The following is a 23856-nucleotide window of genomic DNA, read 5'->3' as shown; positions in this document are numbered from 1 at the left end:
TCCGCCCGGGGGTCGGCCACCACTCCGTTTGGTTGGGTGCCATGCCCTCAGGTACTCCTGTGGGCATGTATTCAGTGTTAACGGCGAGGACGCTCCGCGCGCATTTGTTGTTATTGTCTGGCTCCCTCCCCCTGGAGGGGAGGGCGGGGGAGGGGGGAAGAACCCGGGTATCCGCTGCCGTCACCCCTCCTTAACCCTCCCCCTCAAGGGGAGGGGACCAGATGGCTTGTTGATGTGAGTGGGAGCCCGGGGCTACATCGGCGCATCCGAAGGCGGCGACACCACCACGTCCCCAAAAATCGCCCCCATCAGATCACGCGTCCCCAGCGTCCGCGGCGTCACCAGCAGTTCGCCCGCCGCGAACCCTGCGATTTCACCCATGTGTTTGGCCTGCGCCTCGACGCGCCCAAACACGTGCTCCTTCTCTTTTGGGAACTGCGTCGCATAGCACCGCACCGCCGCGAGCTTTTTCTCCAGCGTGGCACTAATATCCGAGATAATGTGCCCCGCCCCCTGCAGCGGCGTCGCCGAGTAAAACGCCAACGTGTAGTACAGCTGCGCCGCAATCTTATGCGGCGGCAAGTTCTCGAACTGATCGTCCCACTTCGTGAGCCGCGCGTAGAAAATCGCCGCGTCGGTGATCTGCATCGCCTGCCAATGATCGGGCGACGCCATCGGCGTCTTCTCGCCAAACCCAATTACCAGCTTCGGCCGATATCGCCGCAACTCGATCGCGAGCGCCACGCGATTTTCGTACGAATCGAACAGCTTCCGATTCGAAAGCTGCAGCACGATCCGCTTGTGAATCCCCAGTGCCGCCGCCGCCGCTCGCGCTTCCTCGAGCCGCGCCTCCGGCCCCGGCGAATTCGGCGTCGGCTCGCCGTCGGTGAGATCAATGATCCCGACCTTGTGCCCCTGCTCAGCCAGCCGCGCCAGCGTCCCGCCGCACGCAATCTCCACATCGTCCGGATGCGCCCCGACGGCAATCACATCCAGCGCTTCTGGAAGTTCAACAACGTTCGACATACTGCTCGCCTTCTCTCTCGTATTTCCTTTGCGCCTTCGCGCCTTTGCGTGAGACACTCTTAAAACAAGATCTCACGCAAAGGCGCGAAGGCGCAAAGAAGAAGTCCCTACTTCAGTTTGTCCCGTAGCTTGTCCGCGACGCGCTCGGCGATGCGCTCAATCAGCGCCTCTTCATCAAACGGCCCGCCGCTTCGCTTCGTCCACTCCGCCGCCGCCCGCGACCACGCCGGAATGCCGAACGCCCCGCCGTTCACGCCGCTCGCGGCCCACGCCTCTCGAAAGATATCGTCAGCGAACAAATCGCTCCCCTGATAGCTCGCCGCATGCCGCGGGTCGTCGATGCCGAACCGCTTTTTCAGCGCGAGCAGTTCCCATCCTTGCTGCTCCGATAGAAACTCCACGCCCCCCACCTGTTTTGCGAGAATGAGAATCCGGCAGTAGGCGTCGAGAATCTCAGTGAGCCAGTACGCCCGCTCGACGCTCTCGCCGTAGCTCACAACGCCGTGGCTGGCGAGAATCATCACGTTCGTCTGCGCCGTGAACGGCAGCACCGTCTCGGCAAACTCTCTACCGCCCGGCGTCTCATAACGCGCGATCGGCACGTTGCCGAGAAACACATCGACCTCCGGCAACACGCACGACGGAATCGCCTCGCGGGCCACGGCAAACGCCGTCGCATGCGGCGGATGGCAGTGAACGACGCTCTTCACGTCGGGCCGCGCCTTCAGGATTTCGAGATGCAGCAGCACCTCGCTCGACCGCTTCCGCTCGCCGGCAAGTTGATTGCCTTCAAGATCGACCGTCGCGATGTCGCTCGGCCGCATAAAGCCTTTGCAGATCATCGTCGGCGTGCACAGGACTTCGTTCGGGCCGATGCGATACGAAATATTGCCGTCATTCGCGGCCGCGAACCCGCGCTTGTACAGCCGGTCGCCAATGTCGCAAATCTCTTGCTTGATCTGTTCAATATCGACCATGGCATCGCGTCTTGCTTGACGGTGTCAATTCAATCATCAATCATCGCTCCGCCGCGCGGCCGCCCCGCGACAATCCGCACCCGCCGCCCGTCGAGCTTAATCCGCCCCGCCGCCAGCAACTTCAGCACATGCGGGTACGCCTCTTTCTCGACCTCAAACACCCGCGCCGCGAGCGTATCCGCCGTGTCGTCATCGAACACCGGCGTCGGCTGCTGCCAGATGATCGGCCCCGCATCGTACTCGTTGTCGACGAAGTGTACCGTCACGCCCGTCACCTTGGCGCCATACTCCAGCACCGCCTCGTGGACGCGATGCCCGTACATGCCGTGGCCGCAGAACGCCGGAATCAGCGACGGGTGGATGTTCACCACGCGCCCCGCAAAGTCGTCCGGCACCGGCGCGAGCTTGAGGAACCCTGCCATCGCAACGACGTCAACATCCGCCGCGCGGCACGCCGCGAAAATCGCATCGCCATACGCCTGCGCCGATGAAAAATTCTTCCGAATGAGCACTTCCGTCGGCACGGCCGCATCGACGGCGTACTGCAACCCGCCGGCCGTTGGGCTGCTGGAAATCACCAGCCGCACGTCGACGGGCAGGCTTCCCTCGGCGGCCAGCTCAAGGAAATTCTTCAGCGTCCGCCCGCTGCCCGAAATCAGCACGGCGATCTTTAGCGGCTTCACCGGTTCGCGACTCATGACGCCACCTGCAGGTAGAGTTCCACATCGGCGTCGCCGACCTTCGTGGCTAACGGCGCCGCGTTGGGAATCGCCTTCGTCGTCAATTTCGCCGCCAGCGTTTCTGCAGAGATATACTCGCGGAAGCTCTCGACGGCGCCGATCAGTTCCGGCGCCGCGGAAACAACGCCGACGTTGATCCGGTCCGTAAACTCGCAGCCCATTTCCTTACGGCGATCCTGAATCACCCGCACCAAGTCGCGAGCCAATCCCTCGGCGAGCAGTTCCGGCGTCACCTCCGTCGCTAGCACGACGACGACGCCCTTGTCGTTCGCCGCCGCCCAACCTGGCTTCGCCTGAAAGCGAACCTCCAGTTCCTCGGGCAACAACTCCACCGCTTGTCCGTCGATCACCAGATCAACCTTGCCGTTGTCGCGCAAGTTCGCGAGCAACTCGGCGCCGCTCTGGCTCGCCAGCGCGGGCTTGATCTTCGGCATCAGCTTGCCAAGCTTCTTGCCAAGCAACTTAAAGTTCGGCAGCACCTCGTGCTCCACATACTTGTCGGGCTCGTCGCTGAACTCAACCTGCTTGACGTTCAGCTCTTCCGCAATCACCTCGGCATGCTCTTCGAGCCACCGTCGATGGGTATTGTCGGCGAGAATCACCTCGACCCGCGCGAGCGGCTGCCGAACCTTGAGACTCGCAGCCGTCCGAGCTTGCCGCCCCAGTGACGAGATATGCCGCACGAGATTCATCCGCTCCGAAAGCTGCACGTCGACCGCCGCCGCATCCCCCGCGGGGTAGTCGCACAGGTGAACGCTCTCCGCCGCACTACCGGCCTTCGCGCCGTTCAGCGGTTTCGCGACCAGATTCTGCCACAAGCTCTCCGCCAAGAACGGCGTAAACGGCGCGATCAATTGCGCCGTCGTGGTAAGACACTCGTACAGCGTCCAATAAGCATCGAGCTTCTCCGCTGACTGCTTGTCCGTCGCCCAGAACCGATCGCGACTGCGGCGGACATACCAGTTCGACAACGCATCGACGAACTCGGTGATCGCCGCGCACGCCGCGAAGTTGTCGTAGGCGTCCATCCGCTCAACGACGATCGCCTCGGTGCGATTCAGCTCGCTGAGGATCCAGCGATCGAGCTCGCTCCGCTGAGCCAAAGGTCTTCTTGTACCCGCTCCGGCAGCTCGTTGAGCTGCGGCTACTGGCGTGAACCCATCGATATTCGCGTAGATCGTGAAGAACGAATACACGTTCCACAACCGCAGCAAAAACTCCGGCACGCTGTCCTTAATCGACTGCTCGCTATACCGAATCGACGTCCACGGCGGCTGATTCGCGAAGAAGTACCATCGCAGCGCGTCGGCGCCATACTTGTCGAAAATCTCCCGCGGCTCACGATAGTTCCGCTTGCTCTTCGACATCTTCTGCCCATCCTCGCCGAGCATGAGCCCGAGGACGATGCAGTTCTTAAACGGGTGAGGGTAGGGGAAGTTATGAGTTTCGAGTTTCGAGTCGCGAGAATTGTTTTCTTCTCGTGACTCGCCGCTCGCTGCTCGCTGCTCGCCCCACAACATCGTGCTCACCGCGAGCTGGCTATAAAACCACCCGCGCGTTTGGTCGATTGCTTCGCTGATGAAATCGGCCGGGAACTGGTTGTGGAAATTCCTGGCTGCTTCTTCTGCTCCCCTCCCACCGGAGGGGAGGGGTTGGGGGAGGGGGGAGGAACCCTGATTGGACTTCGCGCTATTACCCGCTGCCACCCCCTCCCCAGCCCTCCCCTCAAGGGGGAGGGAGCCAGAAAGATTTGAATTTGTTGGTTCGCCCTTATATCCCCACTGCGCAAACGGCATGGCGCCGCTATCGTACCAACCATCAATCACCTCGCTCACGCGCTCCATCCGCGCGCCCTTCGCGAACGGCGAATCATAGGTGACGGCATCGATGTACGGCTTGTGAACCTTCAAGTCCTCGACCAACTCCGGATTCTGCTTCTTCGCGGCCGCCCAAACCTCGGTCCCTTGCACGCCCGGCTTGGCGAGCAGCTCGTCATACCCGGCGAGCGCCTCCATCTTCCCCGTCTCGCTGCACACCCAAATCGGCAGCGGCGTCCCCCAAAACCGCTCGCGGCTCAGCGCCCAGTCGACGTTTGATTCAAGGAACTTGCCAAACCGCCCATCCTTGATGTGATCAGGCAGCCAGTTGATCTGCGAGTTGTTCTCCAGCATCGCCTCCTTGAACGCGGTGGTGCGGATGAACCAACTCTCGCGCGGGTACTGGATGAGCGGGTCTTGTTCTGCCCGCCAGCAAAAGGGGTAGTCGTGGAGGTACTGCTCTTGGTGAAACAGCACGCCCCGGGTTTTGAGGTCGCGGATGATTTCCTTATCGCAGTCCTTCACCCACCGGCCGCGCACGTACTCAGGCGCTTCGTCGGTGAACTTACCGTCGGGGCCAACCGCGTTGATCAGCTTCGGTCCGCTTCCGTCGGCAAAGCGAGCCTGCTCGGCGATCAGCACATCGTAGTCGACCTCGCCGAACGCCGGGGCCTGATGGACCACGCCCGAACCGCTGTCGGTGGTTACAAAGTCGGCCGCGACGACTCGCCACGCGATCGCCTGCTCGCCGCCGGCGGCGAGCTTGCCGGTCTGCTTCCCCTGCGTCGCGTGGTATCCATCGAACGGCGGTGCGTAACGCTTCCCGAGCAGTTCCGCGCCCTTGAAAGTCTTCACCGCCTGCAACTCGCGCTTGCTCTTCGCCGCGATCGCTTCGACCAGCGCGGTCGCAATGACGAGCTTCTCGCCCTCCGACTCCACGACGGCGTAATCGAGTTCCGGGTGCACCGCTGCGAACTGGTTGCTCGGCAATGTCCAAGGCGTCGTCGTCCACACCAGCAGCGACGTATCGGTCGGCTTGCCGCTGTCATCGAGCAGCGGAAACTTCACATACACGCTAGGATCCGCCACCTCGCGGTACCCTTGTCCCACCTCGCCGCTCGACAGGGCCGTCCCACCCTGCGCCCACCACCAAACGATCTTGTGCCCCTTGTACAGCAGCCCGCGGTCGAACAAATTCTTCAGCGACCACCAAACGCTCTCGATGTAGCTTTGGTGATAGGTGACGTAGGCGTTCTTCAAATCGACCCAAAAGCCGATCCGCTCGGTGAGCGTTTCCCACTCCTGCATGTACCGCCAGACGCTCGCCTGGCATTTCTGGATGAACGGTTCGACGCCGTAGTTTTCGATCTCTTCCTTCGAGTGAATCCCCAGCTCTTTGGAAACCTCGACCTCGACCGGCAACCCGTGCGTATCCCAGCCCGCCTTGCGCTCGCAGCGGTAGCCGCGCATCGTCTTGTAGCGCGGGTAAAGATCCTTGATTGACCGGGTGAGACAGTGCCCGGGGTGGGGCATTCCGTTCGCCGTCGGCGGCCCTTCGTAAAAGATGAACGGCGGCGCGTCGGCGCGGGCTTCGAGCGTCTGCTGGTAAACGTTCCGCTCCTTCCAGAAGCGAAGGACGTCGAGCTCACGCTCAGGAAAGCCGCGGTCTTTGTCGACAGGTGGGAACATGGGCGGAATTGGTGATCAGGGATCAGTGACTGGTGATCGGTGTGTCGTGAGCTGCCTTCTAGCCCCGGGCTCTGCCAGGGGGGCGCTCTGCCGGCCGTTAGGCATGGTCGCGCAAAACAACCGCCGCAGCCGTAAACGCTTAAGTTTAAGGGATTTCGGGCCACGAACCCAGGGGAGCGGCACAGGATACGGCCGGTGTGCCTCGCCCGTTGAAAGCCACCGGCTCCGCCGGTGGACGCGCCGCGAGTAGAGCGTCGATTGCCACTTCGTCCACCGGCCGAGCCGGTGGCTTTTGTTAGGTGCCAGGCGCCTCATCCTCAGCGGCATCCTCTTCCGCTTCAGCCTCTTCCAGCACCTCGCGGACCTTCTTCCGCGCCGTCACGTAGTACGCCGCCCCAATCCCCGCGACCACGTAGGTCATCGCTCGGTAGCAAATCGCCGCGAGCAACCCGTCGCCCTGCTGGCTGCCGACCGCCTGATAAAGCTGATCCATCGCCGCTTCGAACGTCCCGAGCCCCGCCGGCGTCAGCGGAATTGCCCCCGCGCACAAGCTCAGCGGCCCCACCAAAAACGTCGCCGCCAACGTCGGCGCTTCAATGGGCAACCCCTGGCCAATCAGCCAAATCGCCGCGACGAGCGACAAGTGGGTGCAGCACGCCACCCCGATCGCTGCGAACAGGTACCGCCGCTCGTGTCGGTACGCATCGGCAGCGCCGAACAGTCGCACGAGCGTCGACCCGACGCCCGGAATCTTCCGCAACCGCTCTCGCAACCATGGCCCAGTGAGCGCCGGCGTCATCAGGAGCGCGATTCCCACGGTTCCGATGACAGCCAGCGTTAGCACGAGCGCCATCAGCCCGCGCAATTCATCGTCGAGCGCCAGCGACTCGCCCGCCGCGATGGCGCCCACCGACGCCACGAGCAGCAGCGCATAAAGCCCCACGACGCGGTCGATGATTACGCTCGCCACCGCCTCGGTCCGCTTTCCCGGGTGCTCGCGGGCGACCACCATCGCTTTAAAGACGTCGCCGCCGACGCTGCCGAGCGAGACTTGGCTGAGCAGATGTCCGAGCGCTCCCAACCGAAACGCATCGCGGAAGGAAAAATCGAGCTTCAGCGCCCGCACCAGAATCTGCCAACGAACCCAATTGAGCGAGATGCCCACGAGCACGAACACCTGAGCCAGCGCGAGCCGCCCCCAATGTTTTGGCTCCTCGATAAGCCGCGTAAAGACCCCTTCGCCCTTCAGTCGGTAAATAAGAAACGCGAGGATCGCCGCGGCAATCGCCATCTTCAAAATGCCCACGACAACCCGACGACGGTGATGCGACGAGTGGGGCAGGGGAGCAGGCATCGGCGGCAGTTTGCAGAAAGTTGGATTGTGGTAAAGCCGCCGCTCTAGCCCCGGGCTCCGCCCGGGGGTGGCGTGACGCTGGAGTGTGATGACCAAGTCAGCCCGACCAGACCACTCATCTAACAAGCATCTGGTCCACCCCCTCCCCAGCCCTCCCCTCAAGGGGGAGGGAGCCGGAAGACTCACAATATCAAGCTTGATATCGGTAAACCCGCTCCCCAAGGGCCCCTAGTGTGACCGCCTCGCCTCCAATCCACCAGGGCGACCTACGCCGCAACCCGCCCAAACGCCCATTTTGCAACTCGCTTTTGGCCACTCATCGCGGTATACTGTACGGGTGTTTATTGGCGTGGCGTGGCGTGGTGGGCAGTGGGCAGTGGGCAGTGCGGTGCTGGAACCGAGCGGAGCTTCCAACTCCCAGCCCCCGTAGGGGGCGAAATGTTGTAGCCAGGGGCGCAAGCCCCTGGTCAGCAGCCCAATAAAATCCGTAGCCCCAGAGGGGCGACACAATTCCCAAGATGGGGCATTTGTGGGAGGCGTCTCCGACGCCGATCCGGCGTTCGATCCCTCTCGCACTGACCCATGGATTCGAGCTCACCCCAAACCCGCTCTTTGAAAACCGAATAGCCGACTACTTCACCGTGGCCCGCTCACCCGGCGTTGCCCCCCGATCGAGGGGCAAGTGTCGCCTCTAAATGCGACACTAAACGCGACGCGATAGCGTGTAACTCATTTCATGAAAACGACTTACACGCCAATCCTTAGTGTCGCCTAAAATCGCGTTTTGCTCTCGTGAGCAATGCGACACGACACGACGACGCTTGTCGTCAACCTCTTTCTAATCGCCCGCAACGCCCGGCCGCCCCCGCACGGGGCCGCCGCCTCTCTTCGTCCCGGCCGCCCGTACGACCGGTCCAACCAGACGCCGCCGCACCTGGTGCGGATGAAAAAAGGGGACCAATCTGCCCCAAAAAATTGCCGGTTTGCCAATCGGTGACTAGCGTGGATGTAGAGCCCACGCATTTTGCCCAGGCCATTCTCTTTCACCGCATTCCCTAACCGGACGAGGCAGGACTAATGACGGACTTCGACGCTCGCTGAGCGTCAGCCCTTCATCAACTACCGCAGACCGCTCCGGCGGCCCGCGTTTCTTCAGTCCACCTTGGGATGCGCTTCTTATGATTTTCCGACACCGATGGGGCCGCCGCGCGCTTGCGGCGACCTGCGCTTGCCTCGCCGCGACGCTCTTCGCGTCCAACGCTCTGGCCGTCAGCCGGCTCTCTGGTTACACGTACGTCGATCGTTATAACGATGGAATACTCCTGTTTAACGATGCGCCGCACCCCGATCTCGTCATCCCCAACGTCGAGATCAAGCTTTACAGCGTCTCCGGGATGACCGAGACGTTGCTCTCGACGGTCGTCACGAGCGACATCGGCCTCTACTCGTTCACGAACCTCGCGGCCGGCACCTACTCGATCCGTCAGACCCATCCGTTTCAGTATCTCGACGGCATCGACACGCTCGGCACGATTCGGAACTTGAACAACAACAACGTTCCGCCCGGCGCTAACGTCGGCACGCTGGCCGCCGATGCGTTCGTCAACATCGTGCTCCCCGACAACGCCCGCGGCGAGATGTACAACTTCGGCGAACGGGGCCTGCTCGCTCAGTACGCCTCGAAACGCAACCTGCTCGGCTCGGCCCCGCCGCCACAGTATGCTCCTGATCCGAACGGCGTCCCGGAACCGGCGACCGCCTCGCTATTCGCCCTCGGCGGCATGGGGCTGCTCGCCATGAAGCGCCGCGCGAACCGCAATCGCTAGTCGCTGTTTGGTCCTAGCCCCGGGCTCCGCCCGGGGGTCGGCAACCACGCTGTTAGACTTAGTCGCGCTCAGTGCGACCCCCGGGCGGAGCCCGGGGCTATAAGCCGGCGTCGCGCGCCGCAGTGATCGCCGCGAGGCTGCGATCAACGTCAGCCTCGGTCGTCGCCCAGCTCGACACGCTGATCCGCATCGCCTTGCGGCCGCGCCACATCGTCCCGCCGCACCAGCACTCGCCGGAGCGTTGAATGTGATCGATCACGCGATCGGTCGCGGCGTCGTCGGCAAATCCGACAAGCACCTGGTTAATCACCACCTCGTTGAGGACTTCGATCCCCGCCGCACGCAGCCCGGCGGCGAATCGTTGGGCGTGATCGCTGCAGCGATCGACCAAGTCCGCGAGTCCGCTCCGCCCCAGCGTTCGCAGTGCGGCCCACGCATCGAACGCTCGCGCTCGCTGCGATGACTGCGGCGTGTGGTGCATCGGATCAAGATCTCCCTCGGGCAAGTAGCCGGCCCGCGCCGACATCGTCGGCCGCAGCAGCGCCGCATCGCGGATGAGGATGATCCCCGAGTCGTACGGCACATTGAGCCACTTGTGCCCGTCTGTTGCCCACGAGTCGGCGCCGTTCATCCCCGCGGTGAGATGCCGCCGCGCGCGCGATGCAGCCGCCCAGAGCCCGATGGCGCCGTCGACATGCACCCAGCTGTTCCGCTGGCGGGCCCAATCGATGATTTCTTCGAACGGATCGAAGGCGCCTGTGTTCAACTCGCCCGCTTGCGTCGACACGATCACCGGCCCGTCGACGTTGGGCAAGCGGCTCGGAATGATCCGCCCTTGATCGTCCGTGGGCGCGACGATCACGCGCTTACGGCCAAGGCCGATGATCGACAGTGACTTGGCGATCGTCGAGTGTGCCTGCTCGCCAACGATCACGCTTACCGGCGGCGCGCCGATGAGCCCGTCGCCCGCTGCATCCCAGCCGACTTGCGAGAGCACAAAGTCGCGCCCCGCCGCGAGGCCGCACAGGTTGGCGACCGTCGCGCCGCCGACGAACATCGCCTCGCTTCCCGTTGGCAAATGCAACGCATCGACCAGCCACCGCGAAACGACCGACCGCACGCGGCTCGCCAGCGGCGACATCGCCGAGAGGGCCGCGTTCTGATCCCACGCCGTCGCGAGGATGTGGGCCGCCATCGTCGCTGGCAGGACAGCGCCGTTGACGAAACCGAAGTAACGGCCGCCCGTCGTCGCCATCGTCGCCGGCGAGCCGAGCCGATCGAGCATCGCCAGCGTCTCGTCCGCCGCGGCGGGCCATTCTGGGAACGGCTCGTCGAACTCTGCGAGCGCGGCCAAACTCTCGGGCGTCGGCGCCACGCCTCGCTCCGGCAGCGAGGCGTGGTAGGTCGCGGCGCGCTCGGCCGCAGCGCGAATCAGGTGGGTCGTCTCGTCGAGGTCCATCGACCAATTCGATCGGTCGATGGACCCGCCGTCAACATGCCGCAGTGATGCCAAGTGGACTTGCGGCAGACTGCGTTAGAACGTCAGTTCCAGCCCTAAGTCGGCGCCATGGGCGACCACCGTCGAACCGAACATCCCCGGGAACGCGGGTTGAGCTCCGCCGCCACCTTGCACCGGCGGCAAGTTCCGCGGATCGCTCGACAGGCCCGGCGGCAATTCCGAAGCGGCTTGCACCACGTTGGTCCAGACGATCACGTTGTAGCCGAAGCGAGCGCTGAGCCGTTCGGTGATCTGGGCGCCGAGGCCGAGTCGGAAGCGGGGAATGACCACCGCCTTCGTATCGGTGTAGTTGCCGATGTTCGTCTCGCCCGAGGTCAGCAGACCGCCGGGGTTCGAGGTCGAGCCGCCGCCGGCCGGAACGGTGATGTCGGTGCCGCCGTTGATCGACACCGCGCGATTGTTGGCGCCGATCGCCATCGTCGCGAGGCCGTCGATCCAGATCCAACCCTCTTGCCGGCGACCTTGTAGACCGATTTCACCGCCGTGGAATTGATTGCGGGCGCCGAACTTGTCTTCAACATAGATGGTCGTCCCCGGGACGAGCGGCGAGGTGGTGTTATCGAGCACCAAGATATCTTCGTTGACCTGCAGCGCGGAGTTGTGCTGGTAATAGCGGTAGCCGCCGACGAGGGTCACCCAGCCGCTCGGGCCGCACGAGTTTGCGTTGCCGCAGCTCAGCAGGCACTTCTCCAAACCGAGGCCGGCGCCTTGGAACTGGCTGCTGCTCTGCACGTGGACGTTGCCCGCCTGTTCGTCCGGCACGTTCACCAGCTGGGCGTCTTGCAGCCCGGTCTCGCTGTTGAAGAACGGGCGGGCGTAGATCGTGCCGTCGTCGGGACCAAGGCTGGAGTTGAAGTTGTTGCTGCCAACTTGGAAGTAGTCGCCGACGACCGCCAACCCGTTGCACGGATCGAGCCAGTAGCCGGTGCTCACAGCGAAGCCCGACCGCCACTTGTCGGTCAGTGCATCGTTGCCGACGAGCGTCGTCGTAGTGTTCTGACCGAGCTGGCCTGCCGTGGCGAGCGACGTACCGTCGGGGCTTGAGGTGACGAGCGCCGGCGAATCGGCGCCGGTAACTTGCCAGTAGAGGTACTCGCCCCGCACCCAGAAGCGGTCACAGCCGTTCGACTTGCAGGCGCCGCCGCAGTTCGAGCCGCATGAATCGCAGGAAGTGCAAGAATCGTCCGGAAACCCACAGACCGGTTCGCCGCAGTCGACGATGCCGCAATCTTGGGCGCTGGCGGAAAGCGGGCTAGAAGCCAGCAAGAGACAGAGCAGAGCAGCGCCGCGCCGCCCCGCCGAAGCGGTGAAAAGCATGAGATTCCCCCCCAGGAATTTGAACGGCGAGCTGCCCCATTGTGAATTCGCGCCGATTGCACCGGTCGCCGCAGTCGTGTTCACCTTTCCTATCGGCGAAACTGTGAGGCCCGATTGACCGCGAGTCTTGCTCCAAAGGCCGCTCGGCGGTTTGCGGGGTTTAAAATGGGAAGAGTTTGACGGCGCCCTCCCGCCCGCTGGGGTGATCTGCCCACTGAAGGAGAGTGTTTAGCTGCCAGCCAATCGCTCCTGCCCGCGGATTTCTTGCTCCGGGGCCGCTCGGGATATAATTGTCGCGCCGGTTGCGACAGTCGCCGACAGAAAGCTCCGGCCGGCACGCATCGCCGGCCGATCAATCGAGGCAAGGCCGCTGATTTCGGCGGAGTTTGGCTCCGCGACAGCCCCGTTTTCGGGCGGTTGGCGAGTCGGCAACCGTCGAAACGAGGCGTCAAGCAACTCTCGGGTGCGTTGACAGTCTTCGCAAGGCCTGATAATTTCGGCTTTCTGGCAACAACTTGTTGCCGCCCAAGGGGGATTAGCTCAGTTGGGAGAGCGTTTGGCTGGCAGCCAAAAGGTCATCGGTTCGAACCCGTTATCCTCCACTTCGACGTAAGTCGTGAATCTGCAACGCATCAAAGGCCGCTTGCCCGGACGGGGCAACGCGGCCTTTACGCTTAATCGGCCGTAATCGATTCCGTCTTTTCTTGTTTGTAGTGCACTGTCATGGCAGTCGAGCCGGGGCGTCGAGGCTCGTGACCAACCTGTCGGAGCCCGCCTCGCTAGCGGTTAGAATCTGGTTATGGCTGAAGAACCTACTCCCGAACTCGAGCTCACCTTCGAGCCGATTCCTCAAGCCCTCGCAGATCTCGGTATTTCGACGGAAGAGTTCGAGGCGGCCTTGGCCGTTGCGCTCGAAACCTTCGATGACGAGTCGTCGATCGAAGAGGCGCCGATCGTTATCAACGGCGTTGAGTACGAATTGGTGAACGTGGCTCGCATTTTCGTTCGCGGCGAGATCCAGACGCTGCGGGAGATGTTCGGCCCCAGCGACGCCGCGGATTGACCTGCGGACGAACGAGCAGAGCTTATGGCATCGATTCAATGCATCGCGTGCCCGGTTGAAGAGATTGGCCACTGGCGCGAACTCTACCGCCAAGAAATGAACTGCCAGATTGTCCACGATTCCTTTTGCGCTAGGCCAGGTTGGGTTCGCGCGTGGCAGTTCTTCGTTGACGGCGTCGCCGTCGGGTACGGCTCGCTTGTCGTCGCCGGCCCCTGGCAGAACGCGCCGACGGTTTACGAGATGTTCGTCCTCCCGCATTTCCGTTGCCATGCCTTTACGTTGTTCGAGACGCTCCTGAGCGCGAGCCAGCCTGTCGGCATTGAAGTGCAAAGCAATGATTCGCTGATCACGGTGATGCTACACGCGTATGCCCGTGAGATAAAAACTCAGAGCATCTTGTTTCACGACTGTCGCACTACTTCGTTGGCGGTCAGCAGCGCGACCATTCGCCGTTTGGAGAATACGGAGGGCTTCGCTGAGGCTGGCGAATGGATCGCGGAAGTTGACGGCGAGATCGCGGCCAAGGGGGGCGTCCTGTTTCACTACAACCGCCCCTATGGCGACATATATATGGAAGTCGCCGAGAACTTCCGTCGCCGCGGATTGGGAAGCTACTTGGTGCAAGAGCTCAAGCGAGTGGCGTACCAGTCGGGCAATGTCCCTGCCGCTCGCTGCAATCCAGCGAATCTCGCTTCCCGCCGCACGCTCCAGAAAGCCGGATTTGCTCCCTACGCGAACCTTCTTGCCGGGGATCTGTAGGCCTCGATGGCGATTCGCTCCGCCGGCAGCAGATATCGAGCCGGTGAGAAGCGGGTGGCTTTTTCTCCTACATTGAAGCCAGCGGCGAGATCCATTATCATCCAGGCTGTCTTGTAGTCCACTTTTCGGGAACAGAACAAGAAGGATCGCTCCATGAGAACCGCAGCACTGTGTCTTCTTCTCTCGTTGGCATCTACGAACGCCTTCGCAGCGCTCGTGCTCGACCAGGAATACAATCCGGGATCGCTCGGCCAGGTAGGCTCGATGACTTTTCTGACTGGCGGCGCCGGCGACCGTCAGCAGGCTCAGACATTCACGGTTGGCGTAGCAGGCGAGTTGAAGGCGATCGAGTTTTACATCTTCACGTCATCGACCGCGAGCCAACCGCTTCAAGTCGAACTCTTGTCGACCGTCGCCGGCCAGCCGACAGGCTCGGTCCTGGCCTCTGCAACCATCCAGCAGTCGGCAGTTCCGACGGCGAGTCAGCTACCTGGCCCAGTCGGCGGGTACAACGTGTGGGGCGGTCCGATGACTCGCTTCGAGTTTCCGGGCGTCGCTGTTGCGCCCGGCGACGTGCTTGCGTTCAAGCTCAAGACAAGCGATCCCCAGTTCGCGTATCAATGGATCGTTCCTACGGCGCTCAACATTAACGATCCCCCGTTTCCCAAGTATCTCGGCGGCTACCTCTGGGAGAAGGAAGCGGCAGAGGCCGCTTGGCAGGGAGGCGTATTCCAAGTGAGCGGCGTGTTCCGCACGTTCGTCGACGTCGTCCCGGAGCCGGCGTCGCTGGCGCTATTGCTGCCCGCCGCGATGGGAATCGCCCTCGTTCGCCGCCGGAACGCCTAGTAGTGGGAGAACTGGGTGGCACGTTTCTAGTCGCCAAGGCAAATGTTTAGTCTCGGTTGGCACGAGTTGAAAACGAAAAAGGCCCGGCGAGTTCGACTCGCCGGGCCTCTGTTATTTGATCGGTGCAAGCAGCGGGTTGCATTAGATTTCCAAATGATCAACCCCCGCTATCAGCGACCGCCAGCGGCATGTTGACGAGGTGCTCCGCCAAGAACCAGGCTTGCAACTCGTTCGGGCGAATCACGCCGCCGACAACCATGTCGTTGGTGCCGTCATCGCCAGCGTCGGCCGCTTCCTTCGCGATCGTATGACTGAGCTGCAGCACGATCTCATGGGCCTGCAGCAGCCGCGAGATTTGTACCGGCGCCTCTTCGCGACCTTTCGGCGGACGCGGAATCGTCGTCGTTTCAGCCACATCGTGAGCCATCGCGACGCTCAATCCGCCGAGCGTCATGATCCGCTCGGCTATCGTGTCGACGATTTCCGACTGCTCGCCGAAGTGCTTATCGAACAGCAAGTGAAGCTGGTAAAACGTCGGCCCCGAGACCTGCCAATGGTGCTTCTTGTACATGTCTCGCAGCGTCATCGTGTCGGCGAGCAACTGGTTGAGGTTGTCGACGCTTTGCTTGCGGACCTTCTCGCTCAGTGCCAGAGGCATCGCCACGACGTGGCCGAAGGCTTGGATTTCGTGGGCCTTCTGATTAATGATCGGGGTGGCGCGGTTCCCGGCGGTCGGGGCGTTTTTCGTGGCCGTGGTCATATTGGGTCACTCCAGAAACAAGTGATAGAGAACATTGAGTGATTGCTAAGCATATCAGATGCCAATCGCATCCCTGCCACGTTGGCGGGTTACGGCTTCTTAATGCGAGGCGAACCGCCGGCGATGAACACGTCGCCTTGAGGGAACTTGGCGAAGAATTCCGGCGGCTTGCCAAAGTGGTCGGCAAGCAGGTATGCAGGGTTGCCCGACATCCACTGCGAAATGCTGATCGCCGCGTAGACGCCTGTATTGAACGCGATCAACATACGCGCGGGAGTCGTCCCGGTGTTCTCGATCGAGTGGCCGTACCCTTGCGGGATGTAACCTACGTCGCCCCCTTGGAGCGTCTCGGTGCGGAAGCGACCGTGCGAGCCGAACATCGTTACGCTGACGTTGCCCGAAATGACGTACTGCCACTCGTCGGCGGTTGGGTGCCAGTGAAGTTCGCGGAGGGCGCCTGGATCGAGATCGAGCACGACGCCGGTGATCGTTTGCGAGATCGGGAACTTGTCGGCGCCGAGCCGCCACTCGCGGCCCCCTTCGTGTACCGAGTGGGGCGGTTCAGAGAGTAGTGCGTACTTGTGCGTTGACTTGCTGACGTTCGCCGCGGCTTGCAGCGGCAAAACGGGAGTCGCCGGCGGTTGCTTGCCGTGGGTAAAGTAGACTTCAGTGGATGGAATGCCGTCGAAGTCTTTCGCGTCGAGGCCAAAGTTCTTAGCCAGAAGTTCCTTCGGGGCGTGGCCAAGCCAGTCGGTGATGCTGAACGTGCCGAACTCGCTGAAGTAGCCGTTATCGAAAATGAGAATGAAATGGCACGGTTTGTCGCCGAGGCATTCGATCGAGTGAGCATGCCCGCGCGGGAAGTACCAGACGTCGCCGGCTGCGAAGTCGTCGGTCTCGGAGTTGCCAGCCGGATCGACCAGCGTCGTGCGGCAGCGGCCTTCTAGCACGAACGCCCACTCTGCTGCGGTGGCGTGCCAGTGCAGTTCGCGCGTCACGCCCGGCTCCAGCCGCATCGAGACGCCGGCGATTCCCTTCGAAATCGGCAGCTGTTCGACGGTCGCTTCTTTGCCGAAGCTGCCATTGTCGACACGGCCCGTCGTCGCTTCGAGTTCAAACTTGAACGTCGGCAGCGTCTTTCCAGAAAGAAGCGGGTCGGGCGTGTTGTTGCGAAATAGAAAGTCGGCAGTGGCTCGCGGCGGGATTCCGAAGTCGGTCATAGCAATTGAAATGAGCGGAGGGGGAGACTAGTTCGCCCGCGATTGGTCGCGCTACGCCCGTTCGCGGAGGCGGCCTGCAGTCGATATCGAATCACGGCGCAGTGCGAATGGAGGGGTTTTAGGTGAAGTCTACCGCTTCCGCGCGGCGGCGGGCGACACATCTGCTTCGAACGGAGCAAACGGCCAGTTGCTGCATCATCTCGCTGGAGTTACCAGCAAACTCGTTCCTGAGCGCCTTTCGCCGTCGCTCCGCGCGGCGCGGCAGACCTAATTCGTCTGAGAGCATGCGCAAATCGGCGGAGTTGGTTGACGGCAAACCGACTGGCTCGCTGGTGCTACACAGATATCGCTAAAATCTAACGATCGTTCCTGCAACGCCATCACGCAACGCCCGTCATCGGTGCTGGAGTACCGCTGCGCCGCTGCAACATTGCACCCTCTATTCGCGAAGCGAATCGGCTTGTTAAGCGGCGTTGAAGGGCCCGGGGTTCTTTGACAGCCCCCATCCCATTCATTAAGCTGCCAGCTGATTTGTATTATTGGAAACGCCCGCGACTAATCGCGAGCGTCGCTCCCGCCCCATCATCTCGCCCATTCCAGGTACCTACCGCGTCGTCTGCAAAGTCTCCACTGACAACGTCATTGCCGACTTCCCGCGACGACCGTCTAAACGACAGCTCACCAGCGATGGATTCTGCGTGAGTTCTTTTTTGCCCCAGCCGTCCCCAATGGAGGGTGTTCGTATGGCGCTTCTCAGGTCTCCGCTTCGCCGCCGCAGTTTTTTGGCCGTCGGCGTTGCAGGATTCGGATTGGATCTCGTCGACTTCTTCGCGATTCGCAAAGCTCAAGCGGTTGAGAATCAATTCGAGACGCCGCCGGTCGTCGCTGAGAGCATCATCCACATCAACCTGCCGGGCGGCATCGCCGCGCAGGAATCGTTCGATCCCAAGCCCTTCGCCCCGCTGGAATACCGCGGCGAGTTGAAGGCCATCCCGACTAAGATCGCCGGCGAATCTTTCAGCGAACTACTGCCGCTGACGGCCAACATCGCCGACCGGCTGACGGTCGTCCGCTCGCTTACCCATGGCGAAGCAGCCCACGAGCGCGGCGAACACAACATGTTCACCGGCTATCGTCCGAGCCCCGCGCTACTCTACCCGAGCATGGGCAGCGTGGTGAGTCACGAGTTCGGCCCGCGCAACGATCTGCCGCCGTATATCTGCGTGCCGAATGCGGCGACGCCGTACGCGGGGCCTGGTTACTTGAGCTCGTCGTACGCGCCGTTCAGCCTCGGCGACGACCCCGCGCGTGCCGGTTTCAAAGTGCGCGATTTGAATCTGCCGGGAGGCGTCGACCAGGCTCGCTACCAGCGCCGGCTCTCCGCGCTCGAGTCGATCAACGAACATTTCGCCAAGAAGACTCAGGCCGACAACGTCGCCGCGATGAGCACCTTCTATGAGCGGGCGTTCGATCTCATCGGCTCGCCGAAGGCTCAAGAGGCGTTCAATATCGACGCCGAAACGCCGGAGATGCGCGATCGCTACGGCCGCCACGAAGCAGGACAGCGGATGCTGATTTCGCGCCGCTTGGTTGAAGCTGGCGCACGCTTCGTTTCGCTCACCTATGGCGGTTGGGATCACCACGTCAACATCATGGCCGGCGTGCGCGGGTCGTTGCCGGCGTTCGACCAAGGCTACGCAGCGCTAATTACCGATCTCGACGAACGCGGACTGCTCGACAAGACGCTGGTGCTTGTGACCACTGAATTCGGCCGCACACCGAAGATCAACGGCACGGCCGGCCGCGATCACTGGTCGAAGGTATTTAGCGTTGTGCTGGCCGGCGGTGGTACGAAGCGGGGCGCCGTCATCGGTTCGTCGGGCCCGACGGCGATGGAGTCGGAAGACTGCCCCATCTCGCCCGAAGATTTGGCGACGACCGTCTACAACCAACTCGGCATCGCCGCCGCGAAGGAACTGATGGCGCCAGGCGATCGACCAATCGAAATCGTCGACGGCGGCAAAATCCGCAAAGAACTGTTGGCTTAGCATCGAACCGCGCGGCGGCTCGTTCGATGCATTGCCGCGCGAGTTCGTCCTTTCATATTGAGGGCGAGCATGACCAAGTCTGTAGGATTGATCGTCGCGGTTTGCGGCATCGCGGCGGCGACGGTCGCCAGTGCGGCCTCGCCGCGGCTCGACCACCTGCAACCGCAAGGCGGGCAGCGCGGCACGGAAGTCGCCGTCACCCTCATCGGCGGCCGCATTGGGCAAGAGCCGCAGCAGGTGCTGTTCTACGATCCGGGGATCGAGCTGAAGGCGATCGAGCGGATCGACGACAATCAGGCGAAGGCGACGTTCGCCATCGCGGCCGATTGCCAGCCGGGCATCCACGGCATTCGCGTTCGCACGGCGACGGGACTCACCAACCTGCGGACGTTCCACGTCGGCACGCTGCCGGAAATCAACGAGGCTGAGCCGAACACCGAGTTCGAAAAACCGCAGCCGATTACCCTCGGCACGGTGGTGAACGGCGTCATCACGAACGAAGACGTCGACTACTTTGTCGTCGAAGCAAAAGAGGGCGAGCGGATTTCGGTCGAGGTCGAGGGTCTGCGACTCGGCAGAACCTTCTTCGACCCAGCGATTGCGATTCTTGATGAAGAACGTTTTGAGGTCGCCGCGAGCGACGACGCCCCGCTGCTATTGCAAGATGGCTTTTGCAGCGTGATCGCGCCGAAGACTGGCAAGTACATTGTCGAGATGCGCGAGACTTCCTACCGCGGCGACGATGCGTCGACCTACCGATTGCATGTCGGCAAGTTTCCGCGTCCGACCGTCGCCTTCCCCGGCGGCGGCAAGCCGGGCGAAGAGGTCGAACTCAAGCTGCTAGGCGATCCGCTGGGCGAGAAAGTTGCCAAGGTAAAGCTGCCGGAGGCTCCGCCGCTCGATTTCCGCTTCGCGGCCGAAGACGAAAACGGCGCCGCTGCGACCGGGCTGCCGCTGCGGGTCGTCGACCTGCCGAACGTTATCGAAGCCGAGCCAAATCATGAGCTCGACAACGCGACGCGCGGCGAACTGCCCGCCGCGTTCTGCGGCGTGATCGGCGAGGCAGGCGACCTCGATCGGTTCCGCTTCGCCGCCAAGAAGGGCGAGGTGTGGGACATGAACATCGTCGCCCGCGAGATTCGGTCGCCGCTCGACGCGATTCTCCGCGTGCGAAAAGCGAGCGGCGAAGAACTCGCCGGTTCCGACGACAACGCGGGACGACCCGACAGCTATATCCGTTTCACGATCCCCGAAGATGGAGAATACGTCGCCGACGTCGTCGACCAACTCAACCAAGGTGGCCCGACGTACGCCTATCGTTTGGAAGTCGCGAAGCCGCGGCTCGCCGTCGACATCGTGCTTGAAGAGCGGAGCCAGTTCGAAACGACCGAAGTCGTCGTGCCGCAGGGGGGACGCGCCGCGGTGATGGTGACGGCCAATCGCGCGGAGTTCGGCGGCGATCTCAACGTCTTGTTCGGCGCGCTGCCCGAGGGAGTGACGCACGAGACGGTAATGCTCACCGGCGACTACAACCGCGTGCCGATGTTGCTGCGGGCGACGCCCGAAGCACCCCTCGCGGGCCAGCTGACGACCGTTACCGCGGAACTCACTGACAAGTCGCAGCCGGTGCTCAACCGCTTCCGTCAGCAGACGTGGCTCATTCGCGGCTCGAACAATGTGAATGTTTGGAGCCACTACGCCACGCAGGGCGCCGTTGCCGTGGCCCAGCCGTTGCCGTTCTCGATCAAGATCGTCGAGCCGAAGGCGCCGCTCGTGCAAAGCGGTTCGAAGGAACTCAAAGTTGTTGCGGAGAAGAAGGAGGGCTTCGACGGCCGCATCGCCGTTCGCATGCTCTACGATCCGCCCGGATTGTCCTCGCATCAGGGGATCGGCATCGAGCCGGGCCAAACCGAGGCGGTAATTCCGCTCACCACCAACCCGCAAGCTTGGCCGCGCGACTGGAAGATCATCGTCGTCGCCGAGGCCGATGTGAACGGCACCGTCCGCACGGCGTCGGAGTTCGCCACGCTCAAAATCGCACCGCAGTATCTCGCGATGGCTTATCCGACCGTAGCGACGGAACAGGGCAAGTCGCTTGATTACTCGATTGCCATCACGCAGACGACGCCATTCAATGGCGCCGCGAAGGTCGAACTCGTCGGCCTGCCGCCGGGCGTGACGACGCAGCCGCAGGAAATCACGAAGGATTCGACCGAAGTGAAGTTCCCGCTGCAGGTCGCCGCCGACGCGCGGGTCGGTCATCACAAGCAACTTTACTGCGTCGTTACCATCATCGAGAACGACGAACCAGTGGTCCACACGGTCGGCACTGGCGAACTGCGGATCGACGCCCCATTGCCGCCGCCGCAAACCGCTCAAGAAGGAACTCCTGCGACAGGAGAAGCGTCATGAAGATTCCTGCGACGTTCTTAATTTGTGGGCTCATCGCGGCGATGGCGAGCTTTGCCGTCGGCGCGAAGACCTCGTCGCCGTCGAGCGATTTGGCGTCTGCCGGCAAGCCGGCTCTGGTGGCCGATGTGGTTAGCTTGGCTGTCTACCCTCCCGAGATCGTGCTCGACGATGGCGACGATTATCAGGGCGTGATCGCCGTCGCCACCCGCGCGAACGGCGTGACCCTCGATGTGAGCGATCAGGTTGAGTGGTCCGTCGACGGCGCCGCTCGGTTGGATGGCAAGCGGTTGCTACCGGTCGCTGATGGAGCGACTGTGCTCCGCGCCGCGTACGGCACGCATCAGGCCGAGGCGCCGGTGAAGGTGGCCGGCGTAGCCGAGCATCCCGCGGTCAGCTTTCGCCACGACGTGATGCCGATCTTCCTCCGTGGCGGCTGCAACGCCGGCGGTTGCCACGGTTCGTCCCGCGGCAAAGATGGTTTCCGCCTCAGCCTGTTTGGCTTCGATCCCGCTGGCGACCATTTCCGCATCACGCGCGAACAGGCCGTGCGTCGCGTTAGCCTGAGCATCCCGGAGGAAAGCCTGCTTATTACCAAAGTCGTCGGACTAGTGCCCCACACCGGCGGCAAGCTATTTGAGCCCGACAGCGTCTATGCAAAGACGCTCCGCGATTGGGTCGCCGCCGGCGCCGTGAGCGACGTCGCGGCCGCGCCGACAGTAACGCGCGTCGACATTTTCCCGCCGCGCGTCGTTATGGAAGGGGAGGGCGTCAAGCAGCAATACATTGCCGTGGCCCACTACTCCGACGGTAAGACTCGCGACATCGGCGACCTCGCGTTGTTTATGTCGAACAACGAGTCCTCTGCGGCGATCGACGCCAACGGTCTCGCGACCGCCGGCGCTCGCGGCGAAGCCTTTGTGATGGCCCGCTTCGATACGCACACCGTCGGCAGTCAAACGCTGGTGCTCCCGCAAGGGGAAGAGTTCGTCCCGAAGGAGGAGGCGCCGGCCAACTACATCGATGAACTCGTCGGCGCCAAGCTCCGCACGATGCGGATCAACCCCAGCGATATTTGCAGCGACGAAGAATTCCTCCGCCGCGTCTCGCTTGACGTCGCTGGCCAACTGCCGACCCGCGCTGAGTACGAGCACTTTATGAACGATTCGAGTCCGCAGAAGCGAGCGGCGAAGATCGACGAACTACTCGAACGCAAAGAGTTCGCTGAAATCTGGGCGCTCAAGTGGTCGGAACTGCTGATGGTCAAAACAGTGCCGAACCGCATCGAGTACAAGCCGATGTTCCTCTACTCGCAGTGGATCACCCGGCAGATCGCCAACGGCGTGCCGCTCGATGAAATGGTGCGCAACCTGCTCGGCGCCAGCGGCGGCTCGTTCTCCAGCCCCGCGGTCAATTTCTACCAGATCGAAGAAACGACGCAGAAGACCGCCGAAAACGTCGCGCAGATTTTCCTCGGCACACGGTTGCAATGCGCTCAGTGTCACAATCATCCGTTCGATCGTTGGACGATGGACGATTACTATTCGTTCACGGCGTTCTTCGCGCAGATCGGCCGTAAGACGGCGGAAGATTATCGCGAGACGATCATTTTCGACCAGCGCGGCGGCGAGGCGACGCACCTTGTCGACGGTCGGCCGATGAAGCCGAAATTCCTCGGCGCGGCCGAGCCAGACGTTTCGACGCGCGACCGCCGCGTCGTGCTCGCCGAGTGGATCACGTCGCCCGAGAATCCTTACTTCGCGGTGAACGTCGCGAATCGCGTCTGGGCCCACTTCATGGGCGTCGGCATCGTGGAACCTGTCGACGACGTTCGCGTCAGCAATCCGGCGAGCAACCCGGAACTGCACGCGAAGCTTGGCGCCAAGCTCGTCGAGTACAAGTACGACCTGCGCCAGTTGATTCGCGATATCTGCAACAGCCACGCTTACCAACGTTCTTCGCAACCGAACGCGACGAACGAAACCGACAGTCGCAACTTCGCCCGTTCGCAAGTCCGTCGTATCCCAGCGGAGGTGCTGCTCGATTGCCTTTGTGCGGTAACCGAAGCCCCCGAGAAGTATCCCGGCCTGCCGATGGGCGCACGTGCCGTGCAAATCGCCGATGGCGGTCTCAGTACCTACTTTCTAACCACGTTCGGCCGGGCCCCGCGGGTGACGGTTTGCGCCTGCGAGGCGAAAAGCGAGCCGACCCTCTCGCAAGCCCTCCATTTGTTGAACGGCTCGGCCGTACAAGACAAAATCGTGCAAGGCAAGCTGGTGGAAACATTGCTCGACGGCGGTAAGCAGCCAAACGAAGTAGTCGACGAGATTTACCTCCGCTGTCTCGGCCGCAAGCCGACGGCGGAGGAAGCGACGCGACTGGCGGAACTCTACGGCGCCGGCGAGAAGCCGGTCGGCGAGTTGCAGGATGTGTTTTGGGCGGTGCTTAATTCACGCGAGTTTTTGTTCAACAAATAGACAGAGCGT

At 62.4% G+C, this 23856-nt stretch carries 16 protein-coding genes and 1 tRNA gene; 8 read left to right on the top strand and 9 right to left on the bottom strand.

Annotated features, from left to right (window positions below; translation table 11 throughout):
• Positions 1-252: 252 nt before the first annotated feature.
• The 5 genes from ACQY7R_RS03810 to ACQY7R_RS03790 all read right to left on the bottom strand — a co-directional run bounded on the left by ACQY7R_RS03810 (position 253) and on the right by ACQY7R_RS03790 (position 7603).
• Entirely contained in the window at positions 253-1026 is a 774-nt protein-coding gene (locus ACQY7R_RS03810) for a PIG-L family deacetylase (protein WP_428304272.1), read from the bottom strand.
• A gap of 107 nt (positions 1027-1133) precedes the next feature.
• Complete coding sequence (locus ACQY7R_RS03805; protein WP_428304271.1) at positions 1134-2003, bottom strand: class II aldolase/adducin family protein; 870 nt, start codon at positions 2001-2003, stop codon at positions 1134-1136.
• 29 nt (positions 2004-2032) lie between these two features.
• A complete protein-coding gene (gene purN / locus ACQY7R_RS03800; RefSeq protein WP_428304270.1) occupies positions 2033-2701 on the bottom strand; it encodes a phosphoribosylglycinamide formyltransferase in 669 nt (222 codons plus the stop codon).
• Positions 2698-6249: an isoleucine--tRNA ligase gene (locus ACQY7R_RS03795; RefSeq protein ID WP_428304269.1), complete on the bottom strand. Its 3552-nt coding sequence runs from the start codon at positions 6247-6249 to the stop codon at positions 2698-2700. The genes purN and ACQY7R_RS03795 overlap by 4 nt, the downstream gene beginning before the upstream one ends.
• A gap of 295 nt (positions 6250-6544) precedes the next feature.
• Positions 6545-7603 carry a lysylphosphatidylglycerol synthase transmembrane domain-containing protein gene (locus tag ACQY7R_RS03790; RefSeq protein WP_428304268.1) on the bottom strand — a complete coding sequence of 353 codons (1059 nt, stop codon included), beginning with the start codon at positions 7601-7603 and terminating at the stop codon, positions 6545-6547.
• Positions 7604-8781: 1178 nt separating this feature from the next.
• Here ACQY7R_RS03790 and ACQY7R_RS03785 point away from each other — a divergent pair.
• The gene (locus tag ACQY7R_RS03785; RefSeq protein WP_428304267.1) at positions 8782-9429 is read left to right on the top strand and encodes an SdrD B-like domain-containing protein; all 648 of its coding nucleotides are present in this window, start codon (positions 8782-8784) and stop codon (positions 9427-9429) included.
• A 97-nt stretch (positions 9430-9526) separates the two neighbouring features.
• Here ACQY7R_RS03785 and ACQY7R_RS03780 read toward each other — a convergent pair whose 3' ends face one another.
• Positions 9527-10888, bottom strand: a complete 1362-nt coding sequence (locus ACQY7R_RS03780) for a pyridoxal phosphate-dependent decarboxylase family protein (RefSeq protein WP_428304266.1) — start codon at positions 10886-10888, stop codon at positions 9527-9529.
• Positions 10889-10963: 75 nt separating this feature from the next.
• A complete protein-coding gene (locus tag ACQY7R_RS03775) occupies positions 10964-12265 on the bottom strand; it encodes a BBP7 family outer membrane beta-barrel protein (protein WP_428304265.1) in 1302 nt (433 codons plus the stop codon).
• Between the two features lie 529 nt (positions 12266-12794).
• On the opposite strand from ACQY7R_RS03775, the gene ACQY7R_RS03770 reads away from it, so the two are divergent.
• The 4 genes from ACQY7R_RS03770 (at position 12795) to ACQY7R_RS03755 (ending at position 14933) form a co-directional block, all read left to right on the top strand.
• Positions 12795-12867 (top strand) — tRNA-Ala (locus ACQY7R_RS03770).
• Positions 12868-13064: 197 nt separating this feature from the next.
• Positions 13065-13328 (top strand): hypothetical protein, encoded by a 264-nt coding sequence (locus ACQY7R_RS03765; RefSeq protein ID WP_428304264.1) that lies wholly within the window; start codon positions 13065-13067, stop codon positions 13326-13328.
• Positions 13329-13352: 24 nt separating this feature from the next.
• Positions 13353-14087: a GNAT family N-acetyltransferase gene (locus tag ACQY7R_RS03760; RefSeq protein ID WP_428304263.1), complete on the top strand. Its 735-nt coding sequence runs from the start codon at positions 13353-13355 to the stop codon at positions 14085-14087.
• Positions 14088-14240: 153 nt separating this feature from the next.
• Positions 14241-14933, top strand: a complete 693-nt coding sequence (locus ACQY7R_RS03755; protein WP_428304262.1) for a PEP-CTERM sorting domain-containing protein — start codon at positions 14241-14243, stop codon at positions 14931-14933.
• 157 nt (positions 14934-15090) lie between these two features.
• Here the strand turns inward: ACQY7R_RS03755 and ACQY7R_RS03750 are convergent, their stop codons facing one another.
• Both ACQY7R_RS03750 and ACQY7R_RS03745 read right to left on the bottom strand, forming a co-directional pair.
• Positions 15091-15693, bottom strand: a complete 603-nt coding sequence (locus ACQY7R_RS03750; RefSeq protein WP_428304261.1) for a Dps family protein — start codon at positions 15691-15693, stop codon at positions 15091-15093.
• Positions 15694-15782: 89 nt separating this feature from the next.
• On the bottom strand, positions 15783-16913 hold the full coding sequence (locus ACQY7R_RS03745) for a cupin domain-containing protein (RefSeq protein WP_428304260.1): 1131 nt from the start codon (positions 16911-16913) through the stop codon (positions 15783-15785).
• A gap of 743 nt (positions 16914-17656) precedes the next feature.
• On the opposite strand from ACQY7R_RS03745, the gene ACQY7R_RS03740 reads away from it, so the two are divergent.
• The 3 genes from ACQY7R_RS03740 to ACQY7R_RS03730 all read left to right on the top strand — a co-directional run bounded on the left by ACQY7R_RS03740 (position 17657) and on the right by ACQY7R_RS03730 (position 23847).
• Positions 17657-18961, top strand: a complete 1305-nt coding sequence (locus ACQY7R_RS03740; RefSeq protein ID WP_428304259.1) for a DUF1501 domain-containing protein — start codon at positions 17657-17659, stop codon at positions 18959-18961.
• Positions 18962-19030: 69 nt separating this feature from the next.
• Positions 19031-21373 carry a hypothetical protein gene (locus tag ACQY7R_RS03735; RefSeq protein WP_428304258.1) on the top strand — a complete coding sequence of 781 codons (2343 nt, stop codon included), beginning with the start codon at positions 19031-19033 and terminating at the stop codon, positions 21371-21373.
• On the top strand, positions 21370-23847 hold the full coding sequence (locus ACQY7R_RS03730; RefSeq protein WP_428304257.1) for a DUF1549 and DUF1553 domain-containing protein: 2478 nt from the start codon (positions 21370-21372) through the stop codon (positions 23845-23847). The genes ACQY7R_RS03735 and ACQY7R_RS03730 overlap by 4 nt, the downstream gene beginning before the upstream one ends.
• Positions 23848-23856: the final 9 nt, after the last annotated feature.

This window comes from Lacipirellula sp. (genome assembly GCF_965279485.1).
Lineage (GTDB): Bacteria > Planctomycetota > Planctomycetia > Pirellulales > Lacipirellulaceae > Lacipirellula.
Note: the sequence above shows the minus strand (reverse complement) of the source record. Positions and strands in the feature narration are given on the sequence as shown.